The organism is Leptospira selangorensis (assembly GCF_004769405.1).
GTDB lineage: Bacteria > Spirochaetota > Leptospiria > Leptospirales > Leptospiraceae > Leptospira_B > Leptospira_B selangorensis.
The window spans coordinates 478637-503196 of sequence record NZ_RQES01000019.1; the positions used below are offsets into that span (position 1 = coordinate 478637).

Genomic DNA, 24560 nt, shown 5'->3' on the forward strand with positions numbered 1-24560 from the left:
ATTCTCGTTGGTGATTTAACCGGCGAGAATCTCGGAAGGAACATCTACTAAGGAAAGTATTTTTTCCGCAGCCCCTCTCTCTATCGCTTCTCTCGGCATTCCAAATACGACAGAACTTGCCTCATCTTGAGCGATTGTTCTTCCGCCTGCTTGTCGGATCTCTAAAAGTCCTGCTGCTCCATCGGATCCCATTCCTGTAAGTAAAAAGGCTTTTGCATTCCGTCCCACATGTTTTGCAACGGAATGAAATAATACATCCACGGAAGGTCTATGACGATTTACGAGTGGTCCGTCGGTGATCCTTACTATAAATTGAGCTCCACTCCCTACCACTTCCATATGTTTATTACCGGGAGCGATGAGCGCGATCCCTTCTTGGATCCGATCCCCGTCTTTTGCTTCCTTTACGGTGATCTTACATATCTTATCTAAACGATTTGCAAATGCTTCCGTAAATTTTTCAGGCATATGTTGTACGATCACAATACCAGGGCTATTTGCGGGAAGGGATGTAAGTATGTCTTCCAATGCAATCGTTCCGCCGGTAGAGGTCCCGATGGCTATGATCCGATCAGTAGTTGCAATTTTTGTAAAATCAAGTCCGTTTGTTTTGGGAGAAGGAGCAGAAATTTGATGTTTCAATTTAGAAATGGATGCAGAACGAATACATTCTCCTAAATAAACCGCCGAATCTTCTAAAAAATCTTTCAAGCCTATCTTCGGCTTAGTTACAATTCCTACTGCTCCTTCTTTTAATGCCACCCAAGCCGTTTCAGAAGATTCTTCCGCGAGAGAGGAACAAATTAAAACCGGAGTAGGGTGAGTATGCATGATCTTTTTCAAAAAGCTGATCCCGTCCATTCTTGGCATTTCTATATCCAGAACGATTACATCAGGCCATCGTTCAGACTTTCCTAATTTTTCTAATGCAAAAACTGGATCAGGAGATGATCCGATCACCTTGATATCGGAATTCATTTCCAGAACTTGTTTTAGTACGGATCTGACTACTGCAGAATCGTCTATAATATATACGTATATCATGTTATACTAATTTTTAGGGTTTTCCATATACACTTCCCCGTCCCAAAGAGAGAAATATATTTTTCGATGGGATTTACCTCCGGTATTGGAAGCTGTTAGGTCTATATTCGCCTTACGAACTAGATCAAGAACGGATTCGACGTTTTTTTCACCTATCTCTACGATCTTTTTCACTTCTTCCAGTTTATCTTCTTCCGGAGAAAACATGGACGCACCGCCGAAAATTTTGCATACGAATCTGCCAGGTCTTTCTCCCAATTTTTGGAAGTGTTTTAGAAAAGATTCCAATGCATCATCTGCATACTTCGGATGAGGTTCCGGAATATGAGAAGGCCGTTTAGGCAGCATGATATGAGCCATTCCTCCTACCTTGGAATAAGGATGCCAAAAACATAATGCAACACAAGAGCCTAATAATGTGCGGATCCTTGTACCATTTTCACCCCAATAGAAACCTCCAGGTTGGAGAAAAATATCCTTAACGATTTCGGGTTCCATTCTTAACCGGCGGAGACTGCATTAACCGCTTCTTCTTTGGTTTCTTCTAAAGCGGTCAATTCTTCTACAGTCAATAAACGAAGAAGATTGAGCAAAAGAATAAATCCGCTCGCTTGCCTTGCCATACCTGCCAAAAAATCCACACGTATCCTGGAGCCGAATGTAGGAGGAGGTTCAATTTCAGAAGAAGGTATACCTAATACTTCGTATACGGATTCTACGATGAGACCGATATCCATCCTGGCACCGTTTACTGATTCGGGAACTTCTACTATCACGATACATGTTCTTTTATCAGGAGAATGTTTCTTTCTGAAAAACTTATCGCATACATCCAAGACCGGGACCACATTCCCTCTTAGATTGATTACCCCCGGAATAAAAGAAGGCATCATTGGGACAGTAGTTACATGAGTGTATTCTAAGATCTCTTTTACATTCAGAAGTCCTATTCCGAAAGTCTCCTCTCCGATCTTAAAGGTCAAATACTGGTTGTCTTCGAAAGTGCTCATGTATAAACCTCAGTATTTTTCAAACTTAGGTTTGTCTGGAATACTTACAGTCCGTACAGCCGCTAAACTTTTGGATCCGTTCCCGGTAGTTTCTCTTCCCTGAGATTCTTTGCTCAATCTGAAGAATAGCACTGATTCTCTTAGAGATTCGGCTTGGCTATTCATCTCTTCAGCGATCGCAGCTAACTCTTCGGAAGCAGAAGCATTTTGTTGAGAAACCTGATCTAACTGTCCCATTGCTTTATTGATCTCAACTACACCGGATGCCTGTTCTTCACTGGAAGCCGTAATTTCCTGCACCAAATCTGCAGTTTTTCTAATATTCGGAACAATCTCATTAATGAGTTTTCCTGCTTTTTCTGCGATTGCAACGGAGGATACGGCAAGACCCGAGATCTCATTAGCGGATTTTTGGCTTCTTTCTGCTAACTTTCTAACCTCAGAAGCTACTACTGCGAATCCTCTTCCATGTTCTCCCGCTCTTGCGGCTTCGATCGCGGCGTTTAAGGCGAGTAGATTCGTTTGGTACGCAATATCTTCTATGATTGAAATTTTTTCTGCGATTTGTTTCATCGCTGACACAGTCTCGGTCACAGACTTACCACCATCTTCCGCATCCTTAGAAGATTGACTTGCTATTTGTTCCGTCTGCTTGGAATTACTAGCGTTTTGATCAATGGAAGCAGTCATTTCTTCCAATGAAGAAGTAGTTTGTTCTACGGAAGCAGCTTGTTCTGAGGCACCCTGACTAAGCGAATTAGCGGTGGAAGAAACTTCTCCAGCAGAGCCGACGAGGCTTCCTGCTTTCATTACTATATCACCCATGATCTCGTTCAGTTTATCTACCGTTGTATTTCCATACTCTTTCAGTTTTCCGAATGTCCCGAAGTATTCATTCTCAATTTTAGAAGTAAGATCCCCGTTCGCTAACCTTTCTAGGGCGTCTACTACTTCGTTTAATCCGGTTTCACTGACTTGTAAGAATGAGTTAATACCTTCTCCTAAACTTCTAAAGAAGCCGTCTTTTCCTTCCAATCTTACGCGAGTTTTGAAATCTCCTTTTGCTGCGGCACCTACAATCTCTTCGATCTCTTTTTGAACCGCAAGTTCAGCAGTTACATCGGACCATTCCACAACCGCTCCTAACCTTTGTCCGTCAGAACTCAAGATAGGGTTCGCGATCAGATTAAATGTTCTTCCACTGATCACGATCGAAGACTCGTAGGTTGAATTCAGATTACCTACCAAATTTCTTTGGTGGGCGGGATTTTTATGGAAGGTATCAATATTGGTTCCAAGCAAACTTTGTAGATTGAAAGAAGCCAATTGTTTCCTAATATCTCCTTCGCTGTTTTGGAACATCTTATATACGGCTTTATTCATATACTTAATGTTAAAATCGTTATCAGCAATCATTACGTTAGTTGAAGTATTGTCTAATGCCACCTTGATACGTGTGAGCTCGTCATTCTCTAGTTTGCGAGCTTCCGCGACTTTTTTCTGCTCTGTCACATCGGACCATTCTACAACCGCGCCCAATCTGTCCCCGTTGTCTGTAAGGATTGGATTTGCGATCAAATCGAATGTTCTTCCTCCGATTTCAATACTAGATTTAAAAGTGTTCGTAAAAGAACCGAGTATTCCTCTTTGGTGGGCAGGATTTTTGTGATAAGAATCAATATTCGACCCAAGCAATTTATTTAAATGGAAATTAGTGAGTTGTTTTCTAATATCGGATTCACCTATTTCAAACATCTTCACGATCGCTTTGTTCATATATTTGATATTCAAATGAGTATCAGCGATCATGATATTTGTACTGGTATTATCCAAAGCAACTTTGATACGAGTAAGCTCCTCGTTCTCTTGGCGTCGGACCTCCAACATTTTCTTTTGCTCGGTTACGTCTGCCCATTCTACTACAGCTCCGAGTCTGTCACCCGATTCCGTTAAAATCGGATTAGCAATCAGATCAAAACTTCTGCCGCCAATTTCAATATTAGAGCGGAATGTTTGGTTCAGTTCTTTTAGGATACCTCTTTGGTGAGCAGGATTTTTATGATAACTATCAATATTAGAGCCCATCAAAGATTCCATTCTGAATTGACTAAGTTGTTTTTTAATATCCTCTTCCGCGTTCCCAAACATCTTACGGATGGACTTGTTCATGTACGTGACCTTTAAATTTTGGTCAGCCATCATGATATTCGTAGTCACATTGTCCAAAGCGGTTTTGATCCGAATAAATTCTTCCGAATCAGAACTACCGGTATTTACAATACTTCCGGAAGAGAAAGGTTTTAGATAAATAACAAGAGCAGGTAAGAGAAGGGTCCCAAATATAGCGAACAGAAAATGATAATATACTGGGACTTCTTTCTGGACAGGAATAGAAAGTGAAGATCTGGATCTATTCCAGTCGGATTTTAATTTTTCTAATTTAGGTAGAGAGTTCTCGGAAACTTGATTTAGAAAATTCTCTCTCGTATCCTTGGCCTGGATCCCCAAAATACCTTTTGCGGCTAGGATACTTTCTTGGAGAGAATCCAGATCTTTTTGGAATTGTTGTATATCTTCCGGATTTTTTAAACCGGAAGAAAATTCTTTCAGATTTGATGAAATCTCGTTTTGGATCGTTTTCAGATCTTCTAATTTAGAAGAAATGGATTCTTTACTTTGGCCGGGTAGAAATAAAGAATACAGCCCGGATTCATAATCCTTTAATTCCGAATATATTGTATCGGAAGAGACTAAATTTTTATCCGAAGATCCGGTCTCGAATCCGTGATCATACAAATAACTCCAGCCGGCTGAGCCGAATGTCAGAACTATTCCTAACAATAACGACCAAACAATTACGCTTAATTTTAATTTACCCTGTCCCATACGATTTACCTATACTATAAATTAATTATTTCCTTTATTATCGAGTCACTCAACGTGCGAGTGTCCTATCTCTTAAATTAGTTCTTTGGATCTTTAATAGGGAATGAAGACCAGGCACGTCCAGAATGAACGCGATCTTTCCTGTACCTAAAACGGAGGTCCCGCTGATACATTGTATCCCTTTGAAAATTTCATTCAAAGGTTTGATTACCGATTGGATCTCTCCTAATAGATCATTTACCAAAATCCCGAAATTTCTACCGTCATGTTCTAAGACGAGGACATTCTTCCTTCCTTCATCCGGATCGGGCAGACCTAAAAATCTTCCTAAGTGCAGAATTGGTAAAACTTCTCCTCTTAGATTTATAGAACCTGCTATTTCTTCGGGTAGAAGTTGTAGTTCCGACTCCATTGTCTCTCTTACCCAATCCATAGGCACTACGAAGTAAGAATCACAGGATCTAACTAAGAATCCATCTATGATCGCGAGTGTAAGAGGAAGTCGGATAGAGAATACGGAACCTTTCCCAAATTCAGATTGTACATTCACTGAACCTCTAAGAGATTCTATATTGCGAAGTACGACATCCATTCCAACACCTCTACCTGAAAGGCTTGTAACTGACTCCGCAGTTGAAAATCCCGGTTGGAAAATTAGATTAAAAATTTCTTGTTCGTTTAATACTTGGGCAGGATCTATCAGACCTTTTTCGATCGCCTTCTGCCTGATCTTTTCATGATTGATGCCTTTTCCATCATCAGAGATCTCAATCGAAATACTGCCGGTGGAATGAGAGGCTTGTATTTTTAATTTACCTCTTTGCGATTTTCCGAGATTTGTTCTTTCTTGGCTGGGCTCTATTCCATGATCTAGCGCATTTCTTAAGATATGAACGATAGGATCGTTTATTTTTTCGATCACTGAACGATCTAATTCTGTTTCCCCGCCCAATATTTCGAAGTCCACTTCCTTTCCAAGTTCTAAGGAAATATCTCTTACTGTTCTTCTATACTTTTCGAAAAGTTCTCCTATAGGCACCATTCTAAGTGCCATTGCAGTCTCTCTGATCTCTCCAACAAGTCTGGATAATACTTCAGCAGATTCGTTTAAGTCTGAATCTTCCTTATCTACAAGTAAGCGACCTAGGCTTGCTTCCGAAATGATCAACTCTCCCACAAGGTTTACAAGTTGATCCACCTTTGCGGAATCTATTCGGATAAGTTTTGGAACAATTTGAGTCGTTTGTACTTTTTCAGCTTCGGATTTCTTGGGAGAAGTTTGTTCTTTAGAAATTCCGGATGAATAGGCTGGAGTTGGGGTTTGGAACCGAAGTCCTTGTAATTCCAGTGCCTTAAAATATTCTTCTTTTTCACAAGGGATTTCATTTGAGATCGTATGAAATATTTCTTCCGAAGAATTTGGAGGAATAAGTCTTAAAAAGGAAGAATCCTTTACGAAAGAAAAAACAGATTCTAGATCCTTCTTCTCCGAACTTGACTTAAGTTGTACCTCATAACCTAAATAACAATTTTCTGAATCCCAATTATTCCAATCCGGTAGTTTAGTTTTGTATACGTATAAATATTGAATCTCTCCGACCGTTCTTAGATATTTCAAAAAGGAGAATGGGTCCATTCCATCTTTAAATATATTTTCTCCCGGGAAAAATGTGATCTGCCAATTTGAGTTAACTGTTCCCTTTTTTTCCGCCTTATTTGAGACTAGATCACTTGCAGGATTTTTAATTTCTTTTTTTTCGGAAACTTTACCGGTAAATCCTTGAGCCTCCTTTATAATTTTTGTTTGTTCAGCCTCTAATTCAGGAGCCAAATCCCGGCCAGGAACAGGATCTTCTACAATTCGTTTTAAATGATCTATAGCTCTTAATAGAAAGTCTATTTTAGCTGGATCCAATTCGGTTTTTCCGGATCTGGCCAGGTCTAATAGTGTTTCCAGTTCATGGGAGCATTCCTCTATGGATTCATAGCCGAACATGCCCGCTGTCCCTTTTACTGTGTGAACGGAACGGAACATAGAATGAATAGCTTCTTCATTGAATTCTCCTTTTTCCATTTGCAAAAGATGCAATTCCGCTCCGGATAATAATTCCAGAGATTCCTGTATAAATGCTTCTTTAATCTCTGAAAGATCCATTACAACTTCTCCAATCCGTATGCAAACTTAAAGGAAGAGGAATCTTTTTTAGAAATTCGGATACGATCCTGGAAGAATCCTATCAAACCATACAAATCATAAAATTCTAATAAACAATTTGGATGATTTAAAATAGCAAGATCCCAGGATTTATATAAGGAATCTTTTTTGAGTAAAATCAGGGACTGAACGAAACTAGAATCCACTTTTTCCAAAGCAGAGGTATCTATCTCTATCCGGATCGGATTCCTATCTAAAAGTGATTGTAACTTTGACTTCCAATCGGAGGCATAATATATAGAAGCCTCTCCGGAAAGATCCAAATGAAAGATCGGTCTGGAATTCTTTTCGCCTAGTTCAGATACTTTAATTTCCAAAGACATAAAGTTTCCTGATTACACGAGTAAAACCTGGATCGTTTTTAAAAGTTCTTCCGGAGAAAAAGGTTTCGTTAGCCAAGCCTTAGCTCCCGCTTTTAAACCTTCGTTTTTTAGATCGTCTTGCGACTCAGTTGTAAGCATGATGATCGGAACGAATTTATTGTTTGAGTCTTCTTTGATCGCCTTTACAAAAGATATGCCGTTCATGTTCGGCATATTCATATCACTTACCACCAGATCCACTTTCCCTTCTTTCAATTTCTCCAAACCTTGAAGTCCATCTTCTGCTTCTATTACGGAAAAAGAAGCCCGAGAAAGATGGAGGGTAAGTATCTTTCGGAACACGGCTGAATCATCCACGATTAAGATTTTTTTCATATTCTCCTTCTTTTCATTCTCATTGAATGGGTAATAATAATTCGTTCATAACACAAAGACGGACCTGTTCTCCCGTATGATCCTTTGCATTATGAATAAAGAATAGACCGTTATGTTTTCTTAAGATTTGATCCACCGCAGTAAGCCCTAAACCAAGGCCAAATCTTTCTAAATGAGAGACACTTTCGACCGGCGGATGGATACGAAAGAAGGGTTGCAGAACAAGGCTTTCATGTTTTTCGTCCACACCTCCGTAAGGCCTTTCATCTACTATATTTTTCACAACGACGCAGAAATAGCCTTGATTGATGCTAGTAAATATTTCTAAAGAAGTTTTGGATGCGCAGTATTTGTATGCGTTCAAGATCACTTCCTCTAATGCAAGAAGGAAGAGATCCACCTCGATATCCAGCTCTACTTCCTTTTTTAAGACCGGAAGAGAAAGCCTAAGATTTTTCTTCTCTAAATAAGGTAGAATGAATTCAGTAGAGTGTTTAATCTTTTCAACAAGCTCCGAAGCCTTGATCTTCTTTTTTTCAAGATTTCGATTGATGATCTCTAATAATTGGGTAAGGCCTTTGAGTAAGTTTTTTGTAATCTCCTGGTTCTCAATTACCAAGTTCATCATACTTTTATTAATTAGATAATTATCCCCATCTTCTTTCATTTCAGTCTTGATCATATCCAAAAGACTGATAATCGCCCCAATCCCTGATCCCTGAGATAATGAAGTCTGCAAAGAATGTATGGAGGATTTTTCCCAGGATTCGTCTCCAGCTTTTCTTCTGGTTTCCTTATATGTCAGCCATTCCAACTGGTTCCTAAGTTTAAGACTTTCCGCTTCTATGATCGCCGTCTCACTTGCCTTTAAGAAACGATAATCTACAGCCTTGTTTAGAGCCTTATGGAATTGGTCAGGTAGGATTGGTTTAATTATATAATCGAATACGCCTAGTTTCATCACCTCGATCACGGTATCCGTGGAATCTAATGCAGTTTGAACAAGAACGGTTGCGTCCGGTTGGAATTCTTTCAATCTCTGGATAAAAGTAGGGCCATCCATCACAGGCATCATAAGATCCACAATATAGAACGAATATTTATTCGTTTTGGCCATTTCCAATGCTTCTTCTCCATTGGAAGCGGATTGGTATTGGATGCCGAACTCATCACAGAGAGCTTCGAGCATTAGCGTATTTTCTAACTTATCCTCGACTATAAGTATTGGATCTCTGACAACACTCTTTCTCTCTTGTTTATTTTTGATTACTGAACTTGTAGAGTTAGTCATTGATTTGATCCGCCAATTCTTCTAATACTAATTTGAGCTCATCCAAGGATATGGGTTGAGAAAGAACGAAGTCAAAATTCTCTTTGGAATATTTTTTTTCAAAATCTTGAGTCTCTTCCGGAAGGATCAATACTGTTTTCCAAATTTCTGATATCCTAGTCTTTGAAGGAGAATTTGAATCTTGGAACAGAACAATTCTCTTATCTTTTCTGAGTTCTTTAAATAGCAGTGGTTGGTTTTGTTTTTTAAAAAAATGAGTAAGAAGTTCTGCGTTTTTCTGGTTTGATAATTCTAATTGTATAAAGCAGAAATTTTTCAATTTATCAGGATAAGCCCCTGCGAAATTTTTCCTAGGTTTGGATTGTTTGGGACTTTGTTCTAACCTGGGAAGGTTCAGATAAAAAGTAGTTCCGATACCTTGTTGGCTTTTGACGCGGATACTTCCTCCATGCGCCTCTACAAGTTTTTGAACGATAGAAAGCCCAAGACCTGTTCCTTCCGTATCTCTAGATCTGGAATTTCTAACCTGATAGAATGCATCGAAAATTTTTTTCTGTTCCGCTTCCGGTATACCGATCCCAGTGTCCGTGATCTCGATTACCCAATCTTTCCCTTCTTTTTTGGTAGAAAGGTATATGGACCCTTGCTCCGCTGTAAATTTAACTGCGTTACTGACCAGATTTAAAAAGATTTGTCGAATTCGTTTCGCATCTCCCCAGACGAGACAAGTAATTTCTTCCGGATCATTCCAAACTAAATGTAGATTTTTTCTTATAAGCTCAGGTTCTAAAAATTCGACTACTTGCTCTAATTCCTTCCTAAGATCCATTTCCGAAAAATAGAAGGAAGACTTTCCTGCGTTTAGTTTAGAAAGTTCTAAAATATCATTAATTAAACCTAATAGATGTAATCCGGATTTATGGATCAGGTCCAAATATCTTTTGTCGTTAGAGTTTTCATCTTCTATCTTGATTAATTTAGAAAGTCCAATGATCGCATTCAATGGAGTGCGAAGCTCATGGCTCATATTGGCAAGAAAATCACTTTTAGCCGTGCTCGCTGCTTCCGCTTTTTCTTTTTGAACGGATAGTTCCTTTGTCCTTCTGACTACAGTCTCTTCCAGATTTTCTTTATGGATCTTTAGTTCTTCCAATATGGACATTCTTTCCAAATAAAATCCAAGCAAGTCTACGAATGTGCGAAAGGTAAACTGCTCCTCCGGACCTGATTCATGTTCGAAAAATTCCATTCCCAAAAATCCAAACCAATCTCCCGACATTCGGATCGGAAATAGAAAAATTGTATCCGTCCTTCTTCCTTGGTAAAAAGATTTTTCAGAATCAAGAAGATCCGAGGTTCGAAACTCGATGATATCATTTCGAAGTAGGTAAGGTTTCCATCTGGCAAATTTAGAAGAGAGTGAAATTTCTGGATGTGTCTCTGCAAGAGTAGCACTTGAATAAGGACTTTTGATTTCTGCTTGTAATGCTAATACATCTGGATTTGCAGTCTTCTTATATAGATAGATCCTTTCTGCTTCTACCAAAACTAAAAAATGTTCTATCGCTCTTTCTATTGTAAAACTTTCATGAGTCGTATTCAGTAAGATTTGAGAAGCAGCGGTGAGACCCATTTCCGATCGGAGTCTTTTTGCAGTTAATTCTTCTCTTATTATTTTCTCGCTGACGTCTCTTTGAATAGATAATAAATTTGTAATATTCCCTTCTTGGTCTTTGACTGGAGAGACTTTCCATTCCGAATAATATTTGGTTCCGTCTTTTTTGTAGTTAATTGTAGAAGAAGAGTATGAGTCTCCGCGTAAGAGGCAATTTTTAAGATTTTGTAAGATTCTTCTGTCGGTTTCTTTACCGAATAAAATTTTAGGGGAGCCGCCGATTAACTCTTCCGCTCTATATCCGGTCAGCTCGCAGAACGCCGGATTTACGAAAACAATAGAAGGACCGTTCTCATTTAGAACAGCGTCTGTAACGAGAATTGCGTCCGAAGTTTGGGAAACGATAATTTGAAAAAGTCCGATTTCTGTGTCGAACCGCAGATCTTCCCCGACCATATAGGCCAGAGAATTTAAGCGAAAATAAACTTAATTCAACCATTTTAGCGGTAAATTCCACAAAAATGACTTATTCTAAGGAAAATTGCTCAAATTCATAGGATCCGAGACATAACTATATTGTCGAAGTGACTACATCAGAAGATTCGCAGGCAATTTGAAGCTCATTGAATCTTCCCTAGAATCAGGGAAAAGATCCAAAACCGCTTTCGGATAGAATTGTATAAGCTTAGATATGATCTCATCCACTAGTATCTGAGGAGTAGAAGCACCCGCAGTGATTCCCAGAATTTTGATCTCTGAGTTAGCTATATAATCTTTATTTAATTCTTCCAAGGAACTGACTTTGAAAGAAGAAGGTTTGGATTTTTGGGCCAATTGCAGAAGCCTAAGTGAATTAGAACTATTATCTGCTCCAATTACCATCATTGCATCTATCGCTTCCATCATGGAAGAAACTGCTTCTTGTCTTTCTGTAGTTGCGTAGCAGATATCATCCTTGGCTGGATGTTCAACGCTTGGGAATAATTCCGCAATCTTCTCCACCACTAGTTTGGTGTCCGCTACGGATAAAGTGGTTTGCATAAGATAGGTGATCGGTTTGTTTAAATCCAATTTCCCGACCAGTTTTTGGACATCCTCAGGTGATTCTACAAGGAACATCTGAGCTTCTCCCATGGTTCCGATTGCTTCATCATGTCCTTGGTGGCCAATATAGATGATTTGGTGAGAGTCCTTATATCTACGCGCTTTTCTGTGAACTCGAGTGACCAGAGGGCAGGTAGCGTCTCCGATCTTCATACCTCTACGTTTTGCTTCTTCAACTACTTCCGGAGAAACTCCATGAGCGGAGAATACAACTGTAGAACCGTCAGGTGCTTCACCCAGTTCGTTAATGAACTTGATGCCTCTTTTTTTCATATCTTCCACAACTCTTCGGTTGTGAACGATCTCTTTGCGGACATAGATCTGTTCCTGGGAATTGGATTGGACCTGTTCCACATAGGAAATTGCGTATTTGACTCCGGCACAGAAACCGCGGGGATTCGCTAGATAGATTTTTTCAAGCATCTGCTTTCAGACTGTGGCGCCTCCCGAAAGAGGCAAGCATTTTCGTGTTCAGAATCCAGGCCAGAGATGTGAAAGCGACATATACACTTTGAGAAGGAAGGGATCTTTTATCTATTTTTGGGAGAAAAAAGTATCTCTTCCAATTTCAGAATCTTCCCGATTTTCAAGGGGAAGAGGTCAAGGAAGACCTCTAGGAAAATCAAATTCTCTCTTCGGAGAGATTCGGATTCAAGGAGGAACCGAATGATTATTAACCACAATATCAGTGCCATCTTCGCTCACAGAACTTTGAAGTTCAATAGCGAAAGCATGAACAAAGACATCGAAAAGTTGTCTTCCGGTATGAGAATCAACCGTGCAGGTGATGATGCATCCGGTTTGGCCGTGTCTGAAAAAATGAGGACACAGGTCGGAGGTTTGCGCAGGGCGGAACAAAACACTGAAGACGGTATGTCTTTGATCCAAACAGCAGAAGGGTATCTGCAAGAAACCCATGAAGTTGTCCAAAGGATCCGCGTGCTTGCTGTGCAAGCTGCGAACGGTATCTACACCGAAGAAGACCGTCAACAAATACAAGTAGAAGTATCTCAGTTGGTCGACGAGATCGACAGGATTGCTTCTCAGGCCGAGTTCAACAAAATGAAACTCCTTACTGGAGCTTTCGCACGTTTGAATCCGACCGCAAGTATGTGGTTCCATATGGGTGCTAACATGCACCAAAGAGAAAGAGTGTATATCGAAACGATGAACACTGCGGCTCTGGGATTAAGAAACCCGACCGTTCTGACTTTCATCTCTCTTTCTACGGCGGGAAAAGCGAACTCCGTAATTGGTCTTGCTGACGATGCTCTTAGATTAATTTCTAAACAAAGAGCGGACTTAGGAGCTTATTACAACCGTCTGGAACATGCTGCTAAGGGCTTGATGAACGCTTACGAGAATATCCAAGCGGCTGAATCAAGAATTCGTGATACTGATATGGCTGAGCAAATGACCAGCTTTACCAGATATCAAATTCTGACTCAAGCTGCTACTGCGATGCTCGCTCAGGCGAACATGAAACCGCAAACCGTGCTCCAGCTATTGAAGTAATTCAATAGGTAACCTGCCGGTTTGACTAGGTAGTATTCCGGCAGGGGAGCTGGCTTTAAGCTAATGTTGGTTCTTTCGACGGGACCACGGATTTATATTTATTATAAATCGCCGTACGACTCTGAAGCCTAACTTCTCGTAAGCGAAAGTTAGGCTTTTTTTTATCTTCTTTGTATAAGATGAAATTTATATATGGCCCGCCAAATCCGAGCCAAGCCTGAATTTTTATCCAATTTGTAACTGTACAACAATCCTGATCTTTAGTTTTAGAATGCAGAGGTGCATTTGTTTCTTTTTTTGGAATGGGGAAGTGATTCTTTCCAAGGAAGATCGTTTGTTAATGCGAAATTGGTTTTTACCCCTGATTATTCTTGTATATCTATGCTTATTGCTATTTGGTTTAGGAAGTTTCTCTCTAATTGATTGGGATGAGAATATTTACGGTGCCGCATCCAAATCCATGCTGGAAACTGGGGAATATTTTAGGATCCAAGTCAACGGACAACCGTTTAGTGAAAAACCTCCATTCTTCTTTTGGTTCGCTAATCTATTTTATAAAATTTTCGGACTTTCTGAATTCTCTACAAGACTTCCTTCCGTTTTCAGCGGGATTTTTTCTTTTTTGATCCTAGTTCAATTTGGAACACTTTTACATTCTAAAAAATTCGGATATGTTTGGGCATTTTTATATTCAGCGTCTCTTTTGCCTCTTCTACTTTCTAGAACTGCTTATATAGATCATTTATTTAATACGTTCATCTTAGCCTCTGTTCTTTCCTTATATTTATATGAAACAAAGGAGAAGGGGGACTTCCGGTCGAGGGCGATCTGGATCTTGTCAGCCGCATTCTTTGGTGGAATTGCGGTTTTGACAAAAGGTCCTTTAGGTTTGGCCATTCCACTTTTCATATTTGGTGCAAACAGACTTTTAGATCTAAATTTTAAGATCAGGATCTTTGATTTTATCTTATTTGGTATCGTTTCTGTAGCAGTATTAAGTTTTTATTATCTCACAAATTTTCTCTTATACGGGAATGAATTTATAGTTCAATTCTTCGATTTTCAGAAGAAATTGCTAACCAAGTCCTTGGAATCTCATACAGGCCCTTGGTTTTATCATTTTATCGTAATGTTTATAGGGTTTTTCCCTTGGACGGTATTTTTATTTCCGGGAGCAAAGAACTGGAGAATGTTTACTGATCCAAAAATTTCCAGGATCTCCCGGTATTTTCTAATTTGGTTAGGAATTGTTCTACTCATCTTTTCGATCGTACAGACTAAACTTCCTCATTATTCTTCTTCTATATATTTTCCTTTATCATTCTTTGTTTCTTATTTGATTTTAGAAAAACCAGAGATCTTAAAATCAAATAACTTTTCATTTTTAGGGATCGGACTAGTAGTGGGTTTAATATTCTTACTTCTACCTCAGATTTCAGAATATTCCAGTTCTTCTATGGGAGTCGGGAAGGAATTACTACCTACTTTCAATTTCTGGGATTCTTCCTCCGGATTAGCTCTTATTTTAGGAATTCTGATCGGTTTTGTAGGATTACAACAATTCAAAAATGGAAAAGAAGAAGGAAAGGATCTTTTTCTGGCTTCTACTTGGATCTCTATGTTGATCTTTGTTGGAATTTTATCATCAACGATTACTCCTAAGATCATTTCCTTTCTGCAAGATGGAAATCTTCGTCTTTATGATAAAGCGGAGAATTCCGGAAATCAGATCGTATATTATAAATACCTTTCCTTCTATCCTATGTTTTATCGAGAAAAGAAAATTCATATGATGGGAAGTTATAAGTTTAAAGACGAAACATTTTTATTAGATTCCAATGAGAAACTTTCTATTATCTGCAATCGAAACAGCGTCCTGGAGTTAGTATTAACCCATCCTCAAAGAAATTTTCAAGAAGTAGCCGCTGAAAACGGAATTGTACTTTTAGATTCTTCTCCGAAGTAAATACGTAATGAAAGTTCTGATTGGAAACGTGTTGGCGGAATCTGGAATCTCCGTTCCAATTTTCTAAATGTAAGATTTAGATTGTGAGATTGCCTTTTTTGTGATATAGAGGTGGTGCGCGCTCCCACGGGCCACTCCCCACCACCCAAGATTCAGGGTGGGGGCGATCCTTACCCGCGTAGGAATTCCAACAAAGTTTAGATATTCCCGCTCACGATTGTTTTCTCGCTTCCTGAGGATCGTTGCGGGACAGTCGGAATGATCATTTGGTTTCGAGATGGCATTTCCATTCCGAATCGGATCAATCTCAATTCAAAATTGGTTCTCTGGATTTTAGAAACCGTATGTAAAACGAGTCCTATCGCAATTTGGATCCAGGAAAACAACATTAGTCCGGTAGCAAGCACCGCCAAAGGAACATGATATACATATCTATATTCTATATAATCTATAACTGGGGGAGTTCCCGCTACCAAAGACAAAATGCCTGAAACTACCGAAAAAAATCCGAAGAAGTGCATCGGCTTATAATCTTTAAAAATCCATAATATATTTTTCACTACCTTATATCCGTCCCGGATAGTATTCAATTTAGAAAAACTTCCGGCAGGTCGGTCTTTATATGGAACTGAGATCTCTTCCAGGCGAAACCTTTTGTCTAAGGCATGTAAGGTCATTTCTATTTCTATCTCAAAACCGGAGGATAGGATCGGATAATTTTTTACGAATCTACGAGAGAATACTCTATAACCACTCATTGGGTCTTTAAGTTTCGTTCCATATAGGAAGTTAATCAATGTGAGAACAAGTTTATTTCCTGTGGAATGAAACCTTCTCTTATTCTCTCTTCCATAATCTCCTTCGCTCAGACGATCTCCTACAAGCATGTCCAAATCTTTTTCCTTCAAAGTTTGGATCATAGAATGAACTTTGGAAGCAGGGTAGGTCGTATCCGCATCACACATGATATAAATTTCTGCATCAACTTTTGTAAATGCAGTCCGAACTGCATTTGCTTTCCCTTGTCGTGCTTCGAATAGCACTTCTCCCGAAATAGAATGTTCTGCTAAAACATTTTTGGAGATCTCTGAGGTTTTATCCTTAGAATTATTATCTACGATCACAAAATATGCATTCGGGATCTCTTTATAAAATTCCAAGACAGTCTTTTCAATAGTAAGTTCTTCGTTATATGCAGGAAGAACCAATACAAGAGGGAATGGTTTCATTCTAAAATAGAGTTCGTCCAAGGGTTAGTGAAGAATCATCCAGAATTCATACCTTCTCTGTTACAGATCGATTAATCCGAAACATTCCACATTCGAAATCGTATACAAGTTGTAATAATCCAAACCTGGAATTCTAGTTTTCGTTGAAAGCCTCCTTTATGTACTAGCGATAGAATGAAAAGAAGTAGGATAATTTTCTTAGTTTTTATCTTTCTAGGGGCATTATTACTCGGGAATCTGTTCACTTGGGCGATTTTCAGAGCAGATACTTTTAGGTCCTCGGTGGATTGGGAAAAATATTCCAATCCATATAAAAGAAATACCAAACTTAAACTCCAAAAAGCCGGAATTCATTTACATACGAACCGCACCTGGTTCACTCCCGGGAGGAATTCTCCGGAAGAGATCGAGACAGTCTATGCAGCAAATGGTTATAAAATTTTAGGCTTCACCGATTACGAAAGGGTAACCAGTCCTGATTCTCCAAAACTTGCTCAGATCAAAGGATTTGAATGGGGAACCAATCTCAGAAAAAGACATTTTAGTGTGTTAGGTTTGGAAGATGCAAGTTACGATCTATTTCCTCTCTATGCTGATCCGGAAAATCTACAATGGGTGATCGATAGAATCGAATCTAAAAATGGATTTGTGGTGATCAATCATCCACTTTTGAATGAATCATTTCCGATAAAACTTTTATCTCAATTAAAAGAATACGATGCGTTAGAAGTGATGAGCCCATTCGGAGATATTCCTAAATTTTGGGATAAGTTATTAAGTGAGAAACATCCTTCTTTTTGTATGGCATCAGACGATCTACATTATCTCCCAAGAGACGAGTATTTAAGAGTTAGAACCTCTGGAATTCCAAATTGGAGAGATCTAAGTTCCGAAATTTACAAACAAGAAGGAGAATCTTTGATGAGATACCTTCTTATAAATACGGATAGCCTGGATGAAAGAGAAGTGCTTCGCTCCTTGAAAGAAGGGAATTATCTTTGTGTTCGCAAGATGGAAAGAAGTTTAGCAGAACCTAAACTAGGGTCCTTAGGACTGAATTCGGAAAATGAGATCCATTTTGATTTTGAAGATACTCCGATCAGTGTAGACTTCATTGGACAAAATTCAGAAATTCTTTCTCATACTTCTTATCAGAACAAGGGCTCTTATAGATTAAAACCGACGGATCTATATGTGAGAGTGCAGATAATTTATCCGACTGCAATCATTCTGAGTAATCCATTTTTCCAGAAGCCTTAGATTTTCCTTGACTTTTCCCTAATTAATACAGTCAGATAGAGAAAGGTAATGAGCTTAGGGTCTAAAAAGGCAATCGGTTCCGTATTAGCGATTGGGTTTCTTCTCCAAATTGCTTGCGTGTCCGTTTATAACCTTACCGGAAATTGTCCGGTAAGCATGTCCTATCTCGAAAAACAGAAGGAAACTTCCCAACTTCCTCCTTGTCATAAAACCGAAAAACCAGATCAAAAGAGCGATTCCTCTTCTAATGAATGTTGTCCCAAAGAGAACAGTGTTGCTTCTTTGGACCTATCTAAACTTTTGGATTGGGAAAAATTAGGATTAAATAAAGTCCTGATCTTTCTATTTGTCTCAGAACTTAATTCACCTCAGATTGTATTAGAAAACGTCATTTTGGACGATTCTTATATTCCTATTCCGTCCTCACATTCTCTTAGCTTAAGCACTCTCCAAGTATTACTGATCTAATCCATATTTTCTTTCTTTAATCTTTAGGAGGAAATATGAACGCGAGACTTATTGTCTTAATATTAATTTATACATTCTTTTCATCCGCGATATACGCGGAAAAAAAGAGCCTGGAAGATATCTTGGATGTTTTGGTAAAAGAACATCCCGAATCCAAATCGTTAGCTGGACTTTCTCAGGCTCATAAATCTCATTCTGATGCAACCGGCATATTACCCGATCCCAAAATAGGAGTGGCATTCAGAAACTATCCTACTCGAGGAGGGTATTCCACTTCTGATCGAGCATTGGATACCCCCACAATGACCGGGATAGAATTGTCTGTCTCCCAAGAGTTTCCCTTTCCTGGGAAATTGAGCACTGAAAAAAGGATCTCCAAACTAATGCAGACAGAGTCAAACTTTGCCTATATAGCCGGGGTGAATCGGATCTTAGGAGATTTTTTCAGCAGGTTGAACAAATACAAATATTCCGAGAAAAAGAAAGCAATCAATGAGAGAATATTAACTCTACTTGGGGCCCAAAAGTCTATTAGTGAAAATTCATATTCTTATGGTGAGAATACTTTATCAGGAGTATTAAAGGCTACAGTTGCAAAAACGGAAGCTTTAGAGAAAGAAACGGAATATACAACTCAGTTGAAAGACTTGAAGTCTCAACTCGAATACTACCAAATTTCCGACAAGGTTAGCTTCTCCGATCTATATTCCATAGATTTAGATTCTTTTCTGGAAAATAAAAATGAAGAATTAGAAGCCATGATTGTCGCGCAAACTTCATTGATCGAAGATTCTCCGGAATATAAGATGCAAGCAGAAGAAGAAAAACGTTTAAAGGAACAGGCAAAGCTTACCAAATATTCTCTGGCTCCTCAAACGGAAGTTTTTTTCTCTTATATGAAACGTAGATCCCAAACTTTCGCCTTAGACCAAGGGCCTTTGAATTACGGGCTTATGGACACCACTGAGTATAGAGGAGATCTTTTCAGTTTTGGAATGAATATGAGAGTTCCGGTTTGGTCTGCTTTAAAATGGAATTCTATCACAGGAGAAACGGAACATCTGGCAGAAGTCGGTAAGGACTCCGTTGAAAAAACGAGAGTACAAATGTTTTCCGAGCTAAACAGAAATATCGCTTATATCAAAGGTGTTTCCAATCAGATCCGTTTGGTAGAAAAAAGACTGATCCCTGAACTGGAAAAATCTGCGAGAGCCGGTTCCTTTCAATATACTTCCGGAAAGGTAAACGTTCAGGATACACTTCTTGCTCAAACTGAGATCCTAAACACCAAAATTCGTTTAGAAGATCTAAAAGAACGTAAAAACGAATCTATTTTGAATACGTTAAAGTTACTGAGTTTTATCTATAAGGACAATAAAACTCCGGAACATGATAAACATAATTGAGGACAAACCAATGAAAAAAAACCATTATCTATTCATAATTTTCATCCTAACTACAGTAAATCTATTCTCCCATGAAGGAAAAGAAACATTCGTTCTGAAAGAAGTCGCCAAGATCCATTCTTCTATCTATTCGGAAGCATCTGGAAATTTGGATGTTCAAAAGTTAGTCCAATATCTGAAAGAAAACGCGGATCACAAGAAGGACACTGAAAATTTTAGAAAAGCACTCCCAATTGCAGAGGAATTAGGTAAAACTACAGATCTTTCTAAGAAGAGAGAATTATTTGAACGTTTATCTAAAGAGTTGGAATCAATTGTAGGTCATCATGATAAATCAGGAGTTTCCGTTTTTTACTGCCCAATGCTAAAGAAAAAATGGTTAGCTTCCGGCAAAGAGATCAAAAACCCATACGATTCCAAAATGAAAAATTGCGGAGAGATCATACATGAAGCCAAATGATCTTTCTATTTATTCCTTCGTTGGCTGGATCGGAAAAGTTTTAGCCATTTTGATAGTTGCAGCTTTTATAGCAGACTGTTCTTCTAAAAAGGATATCTACTATTGTCCGATGCATCCTCATTATACTTCGGATCGTCCGGGGAATTGTCCTATCTGCAATATGGATTTAGTTAGAAAAGAAGATCCTTCCGAGCATAAAGATCATACGAATGAAAACAATTCATTGCAAGCAGCAGAATTCACAAAAAATGAAGAGCATTCTTCTCATTCATCTGAAACTTCTTCAGAAAAAAATTCCCGGGAATTGATCCTTTCTTTTGAGAAACAACAATCCATCGGTATCAAAACGGAGTTAGTGAGCAGAAGGAACCTGACTAAAAAAATCAGTGCTTATTCTAGTGTTGCTTATGATCCGGAATTGTATTCTGCATTGAGTGAATATAAAGAAGCAGTTCGTTCTTCCGAATTTCTTTCTCCAGAGATCATTCGAAATTTGCAGTTAAGACTTAGGCAATTGGGTTTAAGCCCGGATCAGATTAGAGTTTGGACTTCCGGAGCAAGAGATCCGTCCGAGTTAATCTTAGGAGGAAAATCAGGCAGGGCGCATATCTATTCTCAGATCTATGAATCAGATTTTACTACGGCTAAAGTTGGACTTCCTATCAAATTCAAAACGGATGTTTATCCTGAGAAAGAATTTATCGGAAAGATCAAAAGTATAGATGTAATTTTGGATAAGAATAACCGCACACTTAGATTGAGGAGTGAGGTTTCTGATCCAGGACAACTTTTAAAACCTCAGATGTTCGGAGATTCAATCATTGAAGTTTCACTTCCGAAAATATTATCCGTTCCGACTTCTGCGATTTTAGACACTGGAAAACAAAAGATTGCGTATGTGCAAACTGCCCCGGATAGATTCCAAGCGGTTTCGGTACAAACAGGTAAAAATATAGAACCTTGGGTTGAAATTTTATCCGGTTTGAAAGAAGAACAAAGAGTTGTGACTGAGTCCACTTTTTTGATCGATTCGGAAGCGAAGATCAGATTCGGCTCTGACTCTTCACACGTCCATTAAGGAAACGAATATGATTCAATCTATCATTCGTTTTTCCGCAGAAAACAAGTTTCTAGTTTTGCTAGTCACCTTGGCAATACTTGTCGCATCTTATGTGTCCATGAAAACTATTCCTTTGGATGCGATCCCTGATCTTTCGGACACTCAGGTGATTGTGTATTCTCGCTGGGACAGAAGTCCGGATATTATGGAGGATCAGGTCACTTATCCGATCATTACTTCTCTTTTAGGTGCGCCTAAGATCAAGGTAGTCCGAGGATTTTCAGATTTCGGTTTTTCTTATGTCTATGTGATCTTCCAAGACGGAACAGATATCTATTGGGCCAGATCCAGAGTATTAGAGTATCTTTCCAGGATTCAACCTCTACTTCCTGCGGGTGTAAAAACTGAATTAGGTCCAGATGCAAGTGCAGTTGGATGGGTATACCAATATGCTTTAATCGACCAAACCGGAAATAATTCTCTCGTGGATTTAAGAACTTATCAGGATTTTCATCTTCGATATTTATTAAATTCGGTTCCGGGAGTTTCAGAAGTAGCCGGAATAGGCGGATTCAAGAAACAGTACCAAATCACAATTCATCCGAACGCATTAAGATCTTATAATGTGGATTTCGAAACAGTGATCCAAAAGGTTCGAGAAAGTAATCAGGAAACCGGCGGACGATTATTAGAGATTTCCGGAGCGGAATATATGGTAAGAGGAAGAGGTTATCTTTCTTCTTTGACTGATATTGAAAATATCCCCCTTTCTACGGATGCGAACGGAACACCTGTCCTTCTGAAAAACGTGGCTTCCGTCCAATTCGGACCGGATATTCGACGAGGGATCGCTGATCTGGATGGAGAAGGTGACGTAGTCGCAGGCACAATCGTCATGCGTCATGGAGAAAATGCTCTCTCCGTTATCGAAAGAGTAAAAACCAAACTGGAAGAAATAAAAAAGAATCTTCCATCTGGTGCGGAACTAATCACCACCTATGATAGATCCGAACTGATCGAACACGCGATCAGCAATTTGAAATTCAAATTGATAGAAGAGATGATTATCGTCTCGATCGTGATACTCATCTTTTTATGGCATTTTCCTTCTGCCATCATTCCGATCCTGACGATCCCAATTTCTGTGATCATAGCATTCATTCCAATGAATCTATTGGATATCAATGCGAATATCATGTCTTTAGCAGGAATGGCGATCTCAATAGGAGTGCTCGTAGATGGGGCAATCGTAGAAGTAGAAAACGCTTATAAAAAATTAGAAGAGTGGGAAGCAGGAGGAAGAATCGGCGACTATCATGCAGTCCGCCTAGAAGCTCTATTAGAAGTTGGGCCTTCCGTATTTTTTTCACTACTCGTGATCGCTGTGGCCTTCTTTCCCATATTCACACTTGTGGACCAAGAGGGTAGATTATTTCGTCCATTAGCATATTCTAAAAATATAGCAATGGCAGTAGCTGCATTCTTAGCGATCACTTTGGATCCCGCTGTCAGAATGTTATTCACCAGAATGGAACCTTTCCAATTCAAGAATGTATTTCTTTCTAAAATCGCAACTACAATGCTTGTCGGAAAATATTATCCGGAAGAAAAACATCCGGTAAGTAAGATACTATTCAGATTTTATGAACCTGCTTGTCGTTATGTTCTTCATAGACCTAAGACGATTATAGTTTCTGCATTTGCCTTGGTGGTCCTAACAATTCCTGTATATTTTAGTTTGGGTTCCGAATTTATGCCCCAACTCTATGAGGAATCTTTTCTGTACATGCCAACCACATTACCAGGGATCTCAGTAGCGGAAGCGGAAAAGTTAATGATCTCTATGGATAAAAGACTGAAAAGTTTTCCGGAAGTGAAACGAGTTTTCGGAAAAGCAGGACGTTCCGATACTGCTACAGATCCGGCACCATTCTCGATGATGGAAACAGTGATACTTCTTAAACCCCAAGACGAATGGAGAAAAGCTGATAGATTCTTCTCCAATTGGCCAATGATCTTTCAATATCCATTTCTTCCTTTTGTATCTGAAAGACTGACTAAAGATGAGTTAGTGGAGAAGATGAACAAGGAAATGCAATTTCCTGGAGCCACAAATGCTTGGACCATGCCGATAAAAACTCGTATCGACATGCTTAGCACTGGAATGAGGACCCCAATCGGAATTAAGATCTTAGGTTCTTCTCTGGAAGAAATAGAATCTATCGGGATCAAAATAGAAGCCCTTCTTAAAACAGATAAGAACGTCCGAAGTGTATTCGCTGAAAGAACTGCCGGTGGATATTTTCTAGATCTGAATTTAAGAAGGGAAAAATTAGCAAGATATAATATATCTGTAGAGACTGCACAACAGATCATAGTAGCAGCAATTGGTGGCGAACCAATTACACAAACGATAGAAGGAAGGGAACGTTTTTCTGTAAACGTTCGCTATCCTCGTGAATTACGAGATTCTTTGGATAAGATCAAGACCATTTTGGTTCCCACGAAAGAATTCGGTCATATACCGATTTCCGAAATTGCAAGTATAGGAGCAAAAACCGGTCCTTCTATGATCCGGGATGAGAACGGATTTTTGGCCGGTTATGTGTATGTGGATCCTTCTACCTCGGATATCGGAGGTTTTGTAGACAAGGCTAAGAAGAAGGTTTCAGAGTCCATTCTTCTCCCTCCTGGATACTCAATAGTTTGGAGCGGGCAATACGAGAATATGATACGTGTCCGGGAAAGAATGATGTATATTCTACCTTTGACAATCTTCATTATATTTTTATTATTGTACTTCAATACCAAATCTTATATCAAAACATCCATTGTACTTCTGGCGGTGCCATTCTCTTTGATTGGAGCAGTTGGACTTCTTTACATCTTAGATTACCAGATCTCAGTCGCAGTTTGGGTAGGAATGATCGCACTTATGGGACTGGATGCAGAGACTGGAGTGTTTATGCTTTTATATCTGGATCTTTCTTACGAGGACGCTAAGAAAAAAGGAAGGCTAAGAAACAGGGAGGATCTGATAGAAGCGATCATCCACGGTGCTGTACATAGGATCCGACCTAAAATTATGACTGTTCTTGCTGCGATGATGGGACTTCTTCCTATCATGTGGTCCACAAGCACAGGTTCGGACGTAATGAAAAGGATCGCGGCTCCGATGGTAGGGGGACTCGTGACCAGTTTTATTCTGGAACTTTTAGTATATCCTCCTATATACATGCTTTGGAAGGAGGGAAAACTGGGAGATATTCTTCCGATCCTTCCTTCTACCAAGAAAAAAAGAACGAAATCCATTTAACAAGAGGGAACAAATAA

Annotated in this window: 19 protein-coding genes; 8 read left to right on the forward strand and 11 right to left on the reverse strand. The window is 39.1% G+C overall.

From position 1 onward, the window contains the following. Positions 1-15 precede the first annotated feature (15 nt). The 10 genes from EHO58_RS17340 to ispH all read right to left on the reverse strand — a co-directional run bounded on the left by EHO58_RS17340 (position 16) and on the right by ispH (position 12286). A complete protein-coding gene (locus EHO58_RS17340) occupies positions 16-1044 on the reverse strand; it encodes a protein-glutamate methylesterase/protein-glutamine glutaminase (protein ID WP_135680761.1) in 1029 nt (342 codons plus the stop codon). A gap of 6 nt (positions 1045-1050) precedes the next feature. Beyond that, positions 1051-1542: a chemotaxis protein CheD gene (locus tag EHO58_RS17345; protein WP_135626649.1), complete on the reverse strand. Its 492-nt coding sequence runs from the start codon at positions 1540-1542 to the stop codon at positions 1051-1053. A gap of 2 nt (positions 1543-1544) precedes the next feature. Beyond that, positions 1545-2054: a chemotaxis protein CheW gene (locus EHO58_RS17350; RefSeq protein WP_135626650.1), complete on the reverse strand. Its 510-nt coding sequence runs from the start codon at positions 2052-2054 to the stop codon at positions 1545-1547. Between the two features lie 9 nt (positions 2055-2063). Then, a complete protein-coding gene (locus EHO58_RS17355; protein WP_244241213.1) occupies positions 2064-4940 on the reverse strand; it encodes a methyl-accepting chemotaxis protein in 2877 nt (958 codons plus the stop codon). Positions 4941-4989: 49 nt separating this feature from the next. After that, entirely contained in the window at positions 4990-7095 is a 2106-nt protein-coding gene (locus tag EHO58_RS17360) for a chemotaxis protein CheA (RefSeq protein ID WP_135680762.1), read from the reverse strand. Then, positions 7095-7478, reverse strand: a complete 384-nt coding sequence (locus EHO58_RS17365; protein WP_135680763.1) for an STAS domain-containing protein — start codon at positions 7476-7478, stop codon at positions 7095-7097. Before EHO58_RS17365 ends, EHO58_RS17360 begins: the two co-directional genes overlap by 1 nt. Positions 7479-7490: 12 nt before the next feature. Next, positions 7491-7853 carry a response regulator gene (locus EHO58_RS17370; protein WP_135680764.1) on the reverse strand — a complete coding sequence of 121 codons (363 nt, stop codon included), beginning with the start codon at positions 7851-7853 and terminating at the stop codon, positions 7491-7493. Between the two features lie 19 nt (positions 7854-7872). Beyond that, positions 7873-9144, reverse strand: coding sequence for an ATP-binding response regulator (locus tag EHO58_RS17375; protein ID WP_135680765.1), 1272 nt, complete (start codon positions 9142-9144; stop codon positions 7873-7875). Continuing rightward, complete coding sequence (locus EHO58_RS17380) at positions 9137-11215, reverse strand: PAS domain-containing sensor histidine kinase (protein ID WP_135680766.1); 2079 nt, start codon at positions 11213-11215, stop codon at positions 9137-9139. Before EHO58_RS17380 ends, EHO58_RS17375 begins: the two co-directional genes overlap by 8 nt. A 132-nt stretch (positions 11216-11347) precedes the next feature. Next, positions 11348-12286 carry a 4-hydroxy-3-methylbut-2-enyl diphosphate reductase gene (ispH, locus tag EHO58_RS17385; RefSeq protein ID WP_135626656.1) on the reverse strand — a complete coding sequence of 313 codons (939 nt, stop codon included), beginning with the start codon at positions 12284-12286 and terminating at the stop codon, positions 11348-11350. Positions 12287-12529: 243 nt separating this feature from the next. On the opposite strand from ispH, the gene EHO58_RS17390 reads away from it, so the two are divergent. Beyond that, positions 12530-13378, forward strand: coding sequence for a flagellin N-terminal helical domain-containing protein (locus EHO58_RS17390; RefSeq protein ID WP_010515586.1), 849 nt, complete (start codon positions 12530-12532; stop codon positions 13376-13378). Between the two features lie 340 nt (positions 13379-13718). Next, positions 13719-15344, forward strand: a complete 1626-nt coding sequence (locus EHO58_RS17395; RefSeq protein ID WP_135680767.1) for an ArnT family glycosyltransferase — start codon at positions 13719-13721, stop codon at positions 15342-15344. 197 nt (positions 15345-15541) lie between these two features. Here EHO58_RS17395 and EHO58_RS17400 read toward each other — a convergent pair whose 3' ends face one another. Then, entirely contained in the window at positions 15542-16573 is a 1032-nt protein-coding gene (locus EHO58_RS17400) for a glycosyltransferase family 2 protein (RefSeq protein ID WP_135680768.1), read from the reverse strand. Positions 16574-16747: 174 nt separating this feature from the next. On the opposite strand from EHO58_RS17400, the gene EHO58_RS17405 reads away from it, so the two are divergent. The 6 genes from EHO58_RS17405 to EHO58_RS17430 are packed head-to-tail and all read left to right on the forward strand — an operon-like array spanning position 16748 to position 24543. Beyond that, positions 16748-17833 (forward strand): PHP domain-containing protein, encoded by a 1086-nt coding sequence (locus tag EHO58_RS17405; RefSeq protein ID WP_135680769.1) that lies wholly within the window; start codon positions 16748-16750, stop codon positions 17831-17833. 48 nt (positions 17834-17881) lie between these two features. Beyond that, entirely contained in the window at positions 17882-18301 is a 420-nt protein-coding gene (locus EHO58_RS17410; RefSeq protein WP_135680770.1) for a hypothetical protein, read from the forward strand. Positions 18302-18336: 35 nt separating this feature from the next. Further along, on the forward strand, positions 18337-19707 hold the full coding sequence (locus EHO58_RS17415) for a TolC family protein (RefSeq protein ID WP_135680771.1): 1371 nt from the start codon (positions 18337-18339) through the stop codon (positions 19705-19707). 10 nt (positions 19708-19717) lie between these two features. Further along, complete coding sequence (locus EHO58_RS17420; protein ID WP_135680772.1) at positions 19718-20167, forward strand: LIC13259/LIC11441 family protein; 450 nt, start codon at positions 19718-19720, stop codon at positions 20165-20167. Further along, positions 20154-21245: a heavy metal-binding domain-containing protein gene (locus tag EHO58_RS17425; RefSeq protein WP_135680773.1), complete on the forward strand. Its 1092-nt coding sequence runs from the start codon at positions 20154-20156 to the stop codon at positions 21243-21245. The genes EHO58_RS17420 and EHO58_RS17425 overlap by 14 nt, the downstream gene beginning before the upstream one ends. 10 nt (positions 21246-21255) lie before the next feature. Then, on the forward strand, positions 21256-24543 hold the full coding sequence (locus EHO58_RS17430) for an efflux RND transporter permease subunit (RefSeq protein WP_135680774.1): 3288 nt from the start codon (positions 21256-21258) through the stop codon (positions 24541-24543). Positions 24544-24560: the final 17 nt, after the last annotated feature.